This is a genomic window from Caballeronia sordidicola (assembly GCF_001544455.2).
In the GTDB taxonomy this organism is placed as follows: Bacteria; Pseudomonadota; Gammaproteobacteria; order Burkholderiales; family Burkholderiaceae; genus Caballeronia; species Caballeronia sordidicola.
Window position 1 is genome coordinate 149,275 of sequence record NZ_FCOC02000008.1, and the last position, 12,352, is coordinate 161,626.

The 12,352-nt window shown below is 61.3% G+C and carries 10 protein-coding genes; 3 read left to right on the forward strand and 7 right to left on the reverse strand.

Annotated features, from left to right (window positions below; translation table 11 throughout):
- Positions 1 to 288: 288 nt before the first annotated feature.
- Both pgeF and AWB64_RS15345 read right to left on the reverse strand, forming a co-directional pair.
- Positions 289 to 1,158, reverse strand: a complete 870-nt coding sequence (gene pgeF, locus AWB64_RS15340) for a peptidoglycan editing factor PgeF (RefSeq protein WP_060856353.1) — start codon at positions 1,156 to 1,158, stop codon at positions 289 to 291.
- A 5-nt stretch (positions 1,159 to 1,163) separates the two neighbouring features.
- Positions 1,164 to 2,402 (reverse strand): RluA family pseudouridine synthase, encoded by a 1,239-nt coding sequence (locus AWB64_RS15345; RefSeq protein ID WP_060856277.1) that lies wholly within the window; start codon positions 2,400 to 2,402, stop codon positions 1,164 to 1,166.
- 57 nt (positions 2,403 to 2,459) lie between these two features.
- Here AWB64_RS15345 and AWB64_RS15350 point away from each other — a divergent pair, with 57 nt between their 5' ends.
- Positions 2,460 to 3,332 carry an outer membrane protein assembly factor BamD gene (locus tag AWB64_RS15350; protein ID WP_060856354.1) on the forward strand — a complete coding sequence of 291 codons (873 nt, stop codon included), beginning with the start codon at positions 2,460 to 2,462 and terminating at the stop codon, positions 3,330 to 3,332.
- 91 nt (positions 3,333 to 3,423) lie between these two features.
- On the opposite strand, the gene yoaA is transcribed toward AWB64_RS15350, so the two are convergent.
- From yoaA to AWB64_RS15365, 3 genes are all read right to left on the reverse strand, one after another.
- Positions 3,424 to 5,643: a DNA repair helicase YoaA gene (gene yoaA / locus AWB64_RS15355; RefSeq protein ID WP_075643289.1), complete on the reverse strand. Its 2,220-nt coding sequence runs from the start codon at positions 5,641 to 5,643 to the stop codon at positions 3,424 to 3,426.
- 112 nt (positions 5,644 to 5,755) lie between these two features.
- The gene (locus AWB64_RS15360; RefSeq protein WP_060856278.1) at positions 5,756 to 5,974 is read right to left on the reverse strand and encodes a DUF465 domain-containing protein; all 219 of its coding nucleotides are present in this window, start codon (positions 5,972 to 5,974) and stop codon (positions 5,756 to 5,758) included.
- 86 nt (positions 5,975 to 6,060) lie between these two features.
- Positions 6,061 to 6,801, reverse strand: a complete 741-nt coding sequence (locus AWB64_RS15365; protein WP_060856279.1) for a flotillin family protein — start codon at positions 6,799 to 6,801, stop codon at positions 6,061 to 6,063.
- Positions 6,802 to 7,007: 206 nt separating this feature from the next.
- Between AWB64_RS15365 and AWB64_RS32555 the strand changes: the two genes are divergently transcribed.
- The gene (locus tag AWB64_RS32555; RefSeq protein ID WP_279616264.1) at positions 7,008 to 7,133 is read left to right on the forward strand and encodes a hypothetical protein; all 126 of its coding nucleotides are present in this window, start codon (positions 7,008 to 7,010) and stop codon (positions 7,131 to 7,133) included.
- A gap of 27 nt (positions 7,134 to 7,160) precedes the next feature.
- Positions 7,161 to 9,521 (forward strand): Tex family protein, encoded by a 2,361-nt coding sequence (locus AWB64_RS15370; RefSeq protein WP_060856280.1) that lies wholly within the window; start codon positions 7,161 to 7,163, stop codon positions 9,519 to 9,521.
- Between the two features lie 87 nt (positions 9,522 to 9,608).
- Here AWB64_RS15370 and AWB64_RS15375 read toward each other — a convergent pair whose 3' ends face one another.
- Positions 9,609 to 11,501, reverse strand: a complete 1,893-nt coding sequence (locus AWB64_RS15375; RefSeq protein ID WP_060856356.1) for a potassium transporter Kup — start codon at positions 11,499 to 11,501, stop codon at positions 9,609 to 9,611.
- Positions 11,502 to 11,729: 228 nt separating this feature from the next.
- Entirely contained in the window at positions 11,730 to 12,290 is a 561-nt protein-coding gene (locus tag AWB64_RS15380) for a phosphoribosyltransferase (RefSeq protein ID WP_060856281.1), read from the reverse strand.
- Positions 12,291 to 12,352: the final 62 nt, after the last annotated feature.

Below are 12,352 nucleotides of genomic sequence, written 5' to 3' on the forward strand. Positions count from 1 at the left end.
GACTGAGTTGCTGAGAGAGGCGTGACGTGGAGCCGCGTCGGGAATCATCGCGAATGAAGTGCCGCGCGCGTGAGCGTCCGACCGCGATGATGTGACCTTGCTTACGCCGTGCGCTTTGTGAAACATTCTTGCTCCACGGTGCAAGGCGTGTCAATGCGTCGCCTTGATTTTGACGCAGTGCGATATTTTTTTCATCATCGTTTTCCCGATGTAATCAAACGATCGGCCGATGAAATTTGTTGCGCAACATAAATGCCATGCATGCGCTCCGGGGCAGCGCCGCGAAGTTCAATCGGCGAGCCAGATCATCGCGGCCATGCGGCCGGTTGTCCGCTCCCGCCTGTACGAATAGAACCGTTCGGCTTCGTTAAACGTGCAGTGCGTTGCGCCGTGCACGTTCTGCGGCAAGACACCCGCCAGTTCCAGTCGCAGACGCGCGAGCGCGTAAAGATTGGCAAGGTATTTGCCCTTTTGCTCGCGCGCAACGAACGCGGCGGCCACGGCGTCTCGGTGCGCGGGATCGGCTGCACTCGCGAAAGCTTCGAGCACATCCTCGCCGACTTCGAAAGCCGCCGGTCCGATCGCCGGTCCAAGCCATGCATGCAATGTTTCCATGCGCGCGCTAGCGAGACGTGCCACTCGTAACGCAGTCTTTTCCACGATACCGCCAGCAAGTCCGCGCCACCCCGCATGAGCCGCGCCTACCGCGCGGCCGGCGGTATCGCAGAAAAGCACCGGCAGGCAATCCGCCACCATCACCGCGCACACAGCGCCCGCGCGATCGGTCACGACGGCGTCCGCCTTGACCTCCGATGCGGGAGAACCCGCACAGCGGTCGATCACCTTGCCCGCTTCTTCGATATCGACGCCATGCACCTGCGTAAGCCACGCAATAGGCGCCCCCGTCAGCTCGACCACGCGGCGGCGGTTTTCAAGCACCGCTTGCGGCGCGTCGCCGGTGTGCAAGCCAAGATTCAAGCCGCCCCGGCCGTTGGCCCCGCCGAACGGCGCCCGGCTCACGCCGCCATTGCGCGTGGTCGCAAGCGCATGCACGCGCTTCGATACCGCCGCCGGTCCGCTCGACCAGTCAGGCCAGAGACAATCGTCGTGACGAAGCGGCGCGTGGTCCGCGAAAGCGGCCCGGGAAGATTGGCTCATCGCGCTCATTCCTCGTCGTCATCTTCGTCGTATTCAATCGGCTGCGACTCATCCCAGCCGCCGCGCGCCCGGGTGTCGTAACCTTCTTCCTCGATGAAATCCTCGTCTTCCGGATCGAGATCCGTCGATTCATCCCGGCCAAGCCCGAGTTCCGCGGCCAGCGCTTCAATGTCGTCAGGCACGTCCGCGCGCCAGCTTATGTCGCGCCCCGTGGTCGGGTGAATCAGGCCGAGCCGCCAGGCGTGCAGCGCCTGCCGGTTGAAGCCGTCGGGAAGCGGCTGCACGGAGCGCTTGCCGCGCGCGTGGCCGTAGATCGGGTCGCCCAGCAACGGATGGCGGATATGCGCGCAATGCACGCGAATCTGGTGTGTACGGCCGGTATCGAGATCGCAATGCACGGCGGACACGGGCTGCTGGTTCCACATCGCCCGGTCGATGGTGCGGTAATGCGTGCGGGCGTATTTCCCCGATGCGCTTTCGACCACCGCCATGCGCGTGCGGTCGCGCGGGTCGCGGCCGATGGGCGCGTCGATCGTGCCCTCGTCCGGCATCGTTCCCCACACCAGCGCGACGTAGCGGCGCTTCACCGTGCGCGCCTGCAACTGGCGCGTGAGGATGGTTTGCGCCTCGAGCGTGCGGGCAACGACCATGAGTCCGGAAGTCTCCTTGTCCAGCCGATGCACGATACCCGCGCGCGGCAAGCCAGCGGCGGCGTCGCCATATCGGTAAAGCAGGCCGTTGAGCAGCGTGCCGCTCCAGTTGCCCGCGGCCGGATGCACGACCATGCCGGCCGGCTTGTTGATGACCACGAGCGCGTCGTCTTCATAAACGATGTCGAGCGGCACCGGTTCCGGCGTGAACGCAAGCTGCTCGGGCAGGAGATCGGGAATCAGCGTGATCGTGGCGCCCAAAGGCACGGGCTGACGGATCCTGGCCGGCGCGCCGTCGACCTGTACGCGCTGTGCATCGATCCACGTCTGCAGGCGGCTGCGCGAGAATTCCGGGAACAGGCGCGCCATGACCTTGTCGAGGCGCTCGCCGGCGTACTCGTCCGGCACAGCAATCGTTCGCGGCGTTTCGGCATCGGCGCGGCGCGCGTGCAGGTTGGTAGAAACAGGCGCATCGGGCGTCTGCGTTTCACGCTCCAATGCGGTCAAATCGTCCGGACGTGCGTCGTCGGCCGATGTGCTTGGGCTATAATCTTTGCTGCGATCTTTGGTACGACTTGTACTTGAGCGGGTCATTTAGACTGAAAGCTGGGAATTAGCCAGAAAGGCATGAGCTAGAAAATGCAAGCACTGATGCGAGCCGTGAATCAAGCTTTGAAAACCGTTTTGAACCCTGTGCGCCAGTTGATCAGGCTATCGTCGAATTCGTCTGTCAGGGTTGCGGCGCTGGCTGCGGGTGCCGTTTTTGTCGCGGGCTGTCATGGTTTGCCCGAGAAAACCGACGAAACGGCAACGTGGAATAACGGCAAATTATACTCGGAGGCGCAGGATGCGCTGACCGGCGGCGACTTTGGCAAATGCGCGAAGTATTTCGAGGGCCTCGAAGGCCGCGACCCGTTCGGACATTTTGCGCAGCAGGCGCAGATCAACGTTGCATATTGCAACTGGAAAGACGGTGAAACCGCATCGGCAGATGCCGCCATCGACCGCTTCATCAAGCTGCACCCGGATCATCCGGACATTGCCTACGCGTATTACCTGAAGGGCATGATCCACTTCAACGACGACCTCGGTCTGTTCGGCCGCTTCTCCGGTCAGGACATGAGCGAGCGCGATCCGAAGTCGCTGCGCGAATCGTACGATGCGTTCAAGGTCGTGGTCGACCGTTATCCGCAAAGCAAGTACGCGCCGGATGCGGCGCAGCGCATGCGCTATATCGTGAACGCACTTGCTTCGCATGAGGTTCACGCTGCCGATTATTACTATCGGCGTGGTGCTTATGTGGCCGCGATCAATCGCGCGCAACTGGCCATTCGCGAATACAGGAATGCGCCTGCTACCGAAGATGCGCTGCATATCATGATGCTGTCGTATGGAAAGCTGGACCAGCCGCAACTGGAAGGCGACACGAAGCGCGTGCTGGCCGCCACGTTCCCGGACAGCCCGTATATCACCGGCAAGTCACGGCCGGGCAAGGAAAACAAGTCCTGGTGGCAGATCTGGTAAGCACGTTGATACGTTGATCGTAGAAATTAAAAACCCGGCTTTTGAAAGCCGGGTTTTTTGTTATGTGCGCGTCTGAATCGAAGCGTCTTTCCTATTCGCCTGCTTGCGCTATCGCCGTTTCAGGATCAGTGAAGAATGCGCGCACCACTTCTATTTCCCGTGTGCGCTTGAACGGCGGAAGGCTTTGCCAGATACGCCGGCCATAAGGTTTATCGACGAGACGGGTATCGCAGATCATCAGCACGCCGCGATCCGTTTCCGCGCGGATCAGTCGCCCCGCGCCCTGCTTGAGCGTGATCACCGCCTGCGGCAACTGATGCACGGCAAACGGACTCAAGCCTTTCTTCGTCAGCGCATCCAGTCTCGCCGACAGCACCGGATCGTCGGGCGGCGCAAACGGCAGCTTGTCGATGACCACCAGCGACAGCGCGTCGCCGCGCACGTCCACGCCCTCCCAGAAACTCTGGCTGCCGACCAGGATCGCATTGCCATAAGAACGGAAACGGTCGAGCAATTCGGTGCGGCTCGCGTCGCCTTGAACCAGCAGCGGATAATCCCAGCCGCGCCGCTCGATTGTGTCGCGCAAGCGGTTCGCAATACGATCGACGGCGCGTAGCGTGGTACACAGGAAAAACACGCCACCCTTCGATGCCTCGATGACAGGCAAGGCAGCGTCGAATACGGCGTCGGTGAAATTCGGCGACGACGGTTGCGGCAAGTTGCGCGGCACGTACAGCAAGCCTTGCGCTGGGTAATCGAAGGGACTGGGCAGCGTCATGGAGCGCCGCGCGTTCAGGCCCATTTGCGCGGCGTAATGCGTGAAGTCGCCACGCACGGATAACGTCGCCGAGGTGAAGATCCACGCACGCGGCACGCCCGCGCGCTGCTTCGAAAAAATCGGCGCAACGGACAGCGGCGTTTCATGCAACTGGACCGTGTGCGAGAACACCTCGATCCATCGGACCATTTCGTTTGGATCGGCCTTCGTGGCGGCGTCTTTTTCCTGCGCGACCGCTTTTTCAACAGGCGTAGGCGGCGCGGTCCAGCCGCCCAGCAAACCCTGCAGTTCGCGAGCGCGCCGCTGCAACGCACCCAGAGATTCCGCCCGTTCAGCATGAGCGTTCAGCGCTGCCGTGAGCGCATCGAGATGCGCTTCGAGCGTGTCGAGGGCATCGAACAAAGGATGATCGTCGGCGAGCTGGCCGAGCGACATGCGCACCGAGTCTTCTTTGAACGCAAGCCGCACATCGCGCGCCGCGCGCTCCAGCGCCGCGCCGAGTTTGGTCCAGTCGGAGAAGTCGCGCGCGTGGCTCAGGCCTTCGGCGACCGCGTCGCGAGCCAGTTCGAGAAACTGCGTGGTGGAAACGGTCTCGCCGAAAAAGAGCGTCGCCGTTTCGGGAAGCTGGTGCGCTTCGTCGAAGATGATGGTGTTCGCAGTCGGCAGCAACTCGGCCATGCCGGTGTCGCGGAGCATGACATCGGCGAAAAAGAGGTGGTGATTCACTACCACGATGTCAGCCTGCTGCGCCTCGCGCCGGGCCTGCATCACGAAGCATTCCTTGTACTGCGGGCATTCCTGGCCAAGACAATTGTCGCGCGTGGACGTGACCATTGGCCAGACCGGCGAATTCTCGGGCACGCTTGCAAGTTCAGCTTTGTCGCCGGTGCGCGTGATCTTCGCGAAGCGGATGATCTCCTGCAAATGCGCCGTGTCCTGGCGCGTCGGCAAGCGGCCGTTATCAGCGGTGCGCTGCAGGTAGTAATGGCATAGATAATTCGCGCGGCCTTTGAGCATCGCAACGGAAACCGGCACCGCGAGCGCGTCGCGCACAGTCGGAATGTCGCGCTGGAAAAGCTGGTCCTGCAAATGCTTGGTGCCGGTCGAGACGATCACCTTGCCGCCCCATAACATGGCCGGCACGAGATACGCGAAGGTCTTGCCCGTCCCTGTCCCGGCTTCCACGATCAACGTGTTCTCGCCGCCATCCACGCCCGTGGAGGCGGTCGCAAGGCCTACCTCGTCCCCGTTTTCCTCGACGGCCACTGGCGCATCCGAAGGACCCAGCTTGCGCGCGGGACGGCGTTGTGCGTCGAACATGGCGGGTTCGGGCATGGCGCGGCCGGACGCTTCCATTGCGGCCGCGACTGCGCGCGCCATGTCGATTTGCGACGCGCGCGAGCGATAACCATCGATTTGACGCGCCAGCAAGCCCTCGGCAGCAAAAATCGCGTCGAGTTCGGTGCGGCGTTTGGCGCCAAGCGTGAGCGAAAGCGATGTGTCGGCGACACCCGCTTTCGCGTCCGGCTTCAGCACGGATTCCGCGTTGTCTGTCACGGCGTTGTCGGGCGAATTCAAAGGGAAGGTTCCTGCTTTGTAGCGTGGGTGTCTTGCCGCGCGCGCCGCTGAAGTGCGTGACGCCGTTTCAGCGCGCGTCCGGTTCCAACTGTAACTGCAGCAGGATGATCGTGTCCTTGACCTTGAGCTTGCGCTTTTTCAGGCGCCTGATTTCCAGCTCGTTGATGCCCGGCACATCCGCCATCTTGCCAATCAGGCTGTCGAGGCCATGATGCTCCGCCTGCAACTGCCCGATACGCTCGCGGATCGTACCCGTGTCCACTGCTGCTGCAGGATATGCGTGCATGTTCGGCTCCTCTCGTCGCGGCGAACCGCTCGGAATCACTGGCGGCATCGCCCGAGGTTGCTGTCCACATTCCGACCTTCGTCAGCTTACTTCGGTTGTTGCTGCTGCTTGAGTTGCTCCTGATGCGCGCGATCCGCGGCTTCCTGCTGCGCGCGCTGCTGCTGTTTGACAGCCGCTTCCTTCTGCCGTGCCTGAACTTCCGCCTGGTGCTCGGCGGCGTCGCGCTGCTTCGCTTCGAAGCGCGCGGCCTTCTCGTCGCGATTGCGTGCGTCCTGCACGCCCCGCGCGGCGGCATCGTCGAGTTTCTTCTGGTAATCAGCCTGCTTGCGGTCGTAATCCGCCTGGTTCTGCGCACGCTGCGGTGCTTCGGCTTTGCGCTGCGCTTCGGACAGTGCGTTCTGGCGCTGCTTTTCAGCGAACGATTCCGCGCTCGCCTTTTCACTCGCCGCGCGCTGCGGCGCTTCCGCTTCGTATTGCGCGCGCTTGATCGCAGTCTGCTGGTCGCGCTGCTGTGCGTGTTGCAGGCGTTGTTCGTCGTCTAGCGCGAGCTGCTCCTTGCGGATCTGCTGGCTCACATCGCGTTTCTCCGCCCGGGCGGCATTGAGGCAATGATTGACGAAAAAGTTGCTGTAACAGTCGTGCTGCTTGACCGCATATCGATAGTTGTTTTCCTCGCTGCGCACGTCCAGCGCTTTTTGACGCGCGCCGAAACCGTTCGTGTCCGCGTCCGCTGCATTGGCGGCATTCGCACCGGTCGCGCTGGCGTTGTCAAGCGGCGATTCCGTCACCGAGGTGCCCGGATTGATAGGCTTCGGCGTCTGCGCCATGGCTCCGTGCACAAAACCCGCGCACGCCAGCACGGCCACCACGGCACCAAGTGAACGAAGCCATCGCGAGTAAGAGCGCGCAACGTGACGCGTGTGACGCGCGGCCAACGAATCGACTGGAGCAGTCGGCAAAACGGACAAAGGGCGGGAGGTCGGCAACGTGGTGGCCAGCGTGTTGAACAATGTATTGAAATGCAGCTTCTACGATGGCGAAATTCTATCACCGCGCGCCGGAGGCCTCCGGCATTTATGGCAAAATGCCCCGCTTCACCAACCCGGCAAACGTGTTCGCGCGGATTCAAGTGAAATGCGCGGCGCGCGAAAGCCCCTGATGAGCCAGCAGGCAGACGCAGACACCCATGACGGAAACCGTAGCACTCAAGATTGTCCAGCGCATCGCCACCGAGTTGAACGTGCAGCCGCGCCAGGTCGCCGCCACCGTGCAACTTCTCGACGAAGGGTCCACCGTTCCGTTTATCGCCCGTTATAGAAAGGAAGTGACAGGCAATCTCGACGACACGCAATTGCGCACGCTCGAGGAACGGCTCGTTTATCTTCGCGAACTCGAGGACCGGCGCGCGGCGATTGTCCTGAGCATCGACGAACAAGGCAAGCTCACGCCCGAACTGCGCGCCGCCATTGAAGGCGCCGACAGCAAGCAGGTGCTCGAAGACCTGTATCTCCCGTATAAGCCGAAGCGCCGCACCCGCGCGATGATCGCCCGCGAAGCCGGCCTGCAGCCGCTTGCGGACGCCCTCCTCGCCGACCCGAAGCTCGATCCGCAAACGGAAGCCGCGCGTTATGTGGATACGGAAAAAGGCGTCGCCGATACCAAGGCCGCGCTCGATGGCGCCCGCGACGTTCTTTCGGAGCAATTTGGCGAAACCGCGGAGATTCTCGGCAAGGTGCGCGAATATCTGTTCAAGCAGGGCAGCGTGATATCGACCGTGGTCGAAGGCAAGGAAACCGAAGAAGGCGAGAAATTCCGCGATTATTACGATTACTCAGAAACCATTCGCACGGTGCCGTCGCATCGCGCGCTGGCGCTGTTTCGCGGTCGCAATGCGGGCATTCTGTCCGTCAAGCTGGGATTGGGCGGAGAACTCGACGCACAAGTGCCGCACCCGGGCGAGACGCTGATCGCGAACCACGTTGGCATCGCCAATCAAGGCCGCCCCGCCGACAAATGGCTGGCCGACGTCTGCCGCTGGTGCTGGCGCGTGAAGGTGCAGCCGAATATTGAAAACGATCTGCTCACGAACCTGCGCGAAGAAGCCGAAGGCGAAGCAATCCGTGTGTTCGCGCGCAACCTGAAAGATCTTTTGCTGGCGGCGCCGGCGGGTCCGAAAGCGGTGATCGGACTCGATCCGGGCATGCGCACGGGCGTGAAAGTGGCGGTCGTGGATCGCACCGGCAAGCTGCTTGCAACCGATGTCATCTACCCGCACGAACCGCGACGCGACTGGGACGGCTCGCTTGCCAAGCTCGCGCGCATCGCGGCGCAAACGCAAGCCGAACTGATCAGCATTGGCAACGGCACCGCGTCGCGCGAAACGGACAAGCTCGCGAGCGAGTTGATTGCGAAACACCCCGAGTTGAAGTTGCAGAAGATCGTGGTGTCGGAAGCGGGTGCATCGATTTATTCGGCATCCGAACTGGCATCGAAGGAATTTCCCGATCTCGACGTGACCTTGCGCGGCGCTGTTTCCATCGCGCGGCGGCTGCAGGATCCGCTCGCCGAACTCGTCAAGATCGACCCCAAAGCGATCGGCGTGGGCCAGTATCAGCACGACGTGAATCAGCGCGAACTCGCGCGCTCGCTGGACGCCGTGGTCGAGGATTGCGTGAACGCGGTCGGCGTGGACGCGAACACGGCATCGGTCGCGCTGCTGGCGCGGGTCTCGGGATTGAATGCGACATTGGCGCGCAATATCGTCGATTTCCGCGATACCAACGGTCCCTTCGCGTCGCGCGACCAGTTGAAGAAAGTCCCCCGTCTCGGCGATAAAACCTTCGAGCAGGCCGCCGGATTTTTGCGCATCAATAACGGCGTGAATCCGCTGGATCGTTCTTCGGTGCACCCGGAGGCGTATCCGGTCGTCGAGCGAATCCTGGCGAAGATCAAGAAGCACGCCGCCGATGTCATGGGCAAGCGCGAAGCTTTATCGGGTCTGTCGCCAGCGGATTTCGTCGATGAGCGTTTTGGTCTTCCCACCATCCGCGACATTCTGGCCGAGCTCGAAAAGCCGGGCCGGGATCCACGTCCCGAGTTCAAGACGGCCACGTTCCGCGAAGGCGTCGAAAAACTTTCTGATCTGACGCCGGGGATGATCCTGGAAGGCGTGGTCACGAACGTGGCGGCGTTTGGCGCGTTTATCGACATTGGCGTGCATCAGGACGGACTCGTGCATGTGTCGGCGATGTCGACCAAGTTCATCAAGGACCCGCACGAAGTCGTGAAGGCGGGTCAGGTTGTGAAGGTGAAAGTGCTGGAAACCGATGTGAAGCGCCAGCGGATCGCGCTGACCATGCGTCTGGACGACGACTTCGCGCCTGAAGGCGCTTCGCCGCAGCAACAGCAACGCGGCGGCCAGGATCGTCGGGGCGGTGGCGGCAGCGCTCGCGATGTACGGGGCAACAGCAATGGCAACGGCGGCGGCCGTCGCGAGCCGGAAGCGGCAAGCGCAATGGCGGCGGCATTCGCGAAACTGAAGAAATAAGCCGCCACGAATCGGCAAAGCAGAAACAAGAACGGCCCATCGAAAGATGGGCCGTTTCTTTTCATCAATCAGTCAACAACACAGCGCTCAAATCTCGATCTTCGTTCCAAGCTCGACCACGCGGTTCGCCGGAATGCTGAAGAAGTCCGTGGGCTTCGCGGCGTTCTGGTGCATCCACGCAAACACGCGCTCGCGCCACACCGACATGCCCGGCAACTGCGTCGGCACGACGGTCTCGCGCGCCATGAAGAACGACGTATCCATGAGCTCGAACGTCATGTCGTGTGTACGCCCGATTTCGTGCAATACGGCTTTCACATCCGGCGTTTCATTGAACCCATACTGAGCTTTTACAAGGAACAACCCGCCGCCCGCGTCCTTTACTTCCACGCGCGTGCTGTCGTCCACATACGGGACATCGCGCGTCGCGAAATTCAGGAAAATCGTGCGCTCGTGCAGGACCTTGTTGTGTTTCAGGTTATGCAACAAGCTCACTGGCACAAGCGAATCGCTGCCGGTCAGGTAGATCGCCGTGCCGGATACGCGATGCGGCGGGTGCGCAAGCAGGCCCTGCAGAAACGGCATGAGCGGAATACCATCGGCGGCGGTCCGGTCCTTGACGATCATGCGGCCCTTGAACCACGTCATCAGCAGGAAGAACAATACGCCGCCGATACCCAGCGGCAGCCAGCCGCCCTGCTCGATCTTGAGCAGGCTCGCGCCGAAGAATCCAACATCGATAATAAAAAACACGCTGATGATTCCGCCCACCAGGAACTTGTTCCAGCCCCACAGTTTGGTCATCACGACCGACGCAAGAATGGTCGTGACCAGCATGGTCGCCGTAACGGCAAGCCCATATGCCGCGGCGAGATTCTCCGAGCTCTTGAAGCCAATCACGATGCACAGGATGATGAACAGCAGCATCCAGTTCACGACCGGAATATAAATCTGCCCGATGGCCAGATCCGAGGTATGCAGAATCTTCATGCGCGGCACGTAACCCAGCTGAATGGCCTGGCTCGTCAGCGAATACGCGCCCGAAATCACGGCTTGCGACGCGATCACAGTCGCGATGGTCGACAAGATCACAAGCGGCAGCAGCGCCCAGTCAGGCGCCATCAGGAAGAACGGGCTTTCACGCGCTTCGGGCGAGTGCATCAGAAGCGCGCCCTGGCCGAAATAGTTGAGCAGCAGCGAGGGCATGACGAGGCCGTACCAGCCGTATCGGATTGGCTTGGCGCCAAAGTGGCCCATGTCGGCATAGAGTGCCTCGGCGCCGGTCAGCACCAGCACGACCGAACCCAACACGATATACGCCTGCAACACATGCGCCTGCATGAACGAAAACGCGTAATACGGATTCAGCGCGACCAGCACGCGCGGCATTTGCACGATATGAAAGACGCCCATTACGGCAAGCGTGACGAACCACACGAGCATGATCGGGCCGAACAGCTTGCCCACCACCGACGTGCCGCGCCGCTGAATCCAGAACAGCATCACGAGAATGACGATGGTGATCGGGATCACGTAATTCGCGAGCTTCGGCGAGGCGATTTCCAGCCCTTCCACCGCCGATATCACCGACATCGCAGGCGTAATCACCGCGTCGCCATAGAACATGCAGGCGCCGAAAATGCCGAGCATCATCAGCACGCCGGTCGCCCGGCCAGATTCTTTCAGCGTGCGCAACGCCAGCGTCATGAGCGCGAGCACGCCGCCTTCGCCGTTATTGTCCGCGCGCATGACGAAAAGCACATATTTGATGCCCACCACGATCACGATCGCCCAGAACAGCAGCGAAATAACCCCAAGGATGGCAGCTTCATTGAGCTCGATGCCGTGTGATTTGCTGAACGCCTCTTTCAGCGCATAGAGCGGGCTCGTACCAATGTCGCCGAACACTACGCCAATAGCGGCGAGCGCCAGGGCAGGCAGCGGTTGTTTGCGCTCGTGCGCGTGGGTCATTGTTGTCATAAACGCGGGGGAGCCGTCCTGATCGGAAAAAACGAACGCCATTCTAACGCCGGGCCTGCTGTCCCACCGTCGTGTTGTGATACCGCGACGACCATGAAGATGAAGCGATTTGACATTGCGGTGAAGTCACTAAGATGCATGGGCGATGATCGTGAAAATGCCGTCCGAGCATGCTAACAGGCTATCGAACGGCATTTTGATTTTGGTGCAGAAAGGGAAGTGGAAGAATCAGTTGCGCTCGTCGTGCAGGCCGCGCTTGATCCACGCACCGAGGTTGTGCGGCCGGACCGTGTCCCACTCCTCGAACGGCTGATGAATCCACGGATTCGTTTCAAGAAACTGAACGTAATAGTCGGGCTTGACCTTGGAACAGCCTTTGTACCAGAGCACGGCCGAGCGTACCGCCGTCACCGCGGGATAACGCTCCTTCAAATGCTGCTGAACGCGCGAAAGCGTGACCCCCGAATCGACCAGATCGTCGACCAGCAGCACGTTACCGGACAACTCGCCTCGGGTCATCGTGATGTATTGACCGATATCGAGCGCGCCCTGCTCCGTGCCCGCCGCCTCACGGTAGGAACTCGTCGCCAGGATGGCGAGCGGCAGATCGTAGATGCGCGAAAGCTGGTCGCCCACGCGCAGTCCGCCACGCGCGAGACACAGGATATTGTCGAACTTCCAGCCCGAGTCGTGCACCGAAAGCGCCAGCAACTCGATCAGGCGGTGATATTCGTCCCAGCCCACCCAAAGGTTGCGGTCGTCGTTGCGCGGGTCTTTCATCGCGATCATGGTCAATGTTCTATGAATACGTAAAGCGGTTGAAAATGCAAAGTGGCCGCACATTCGCGGCC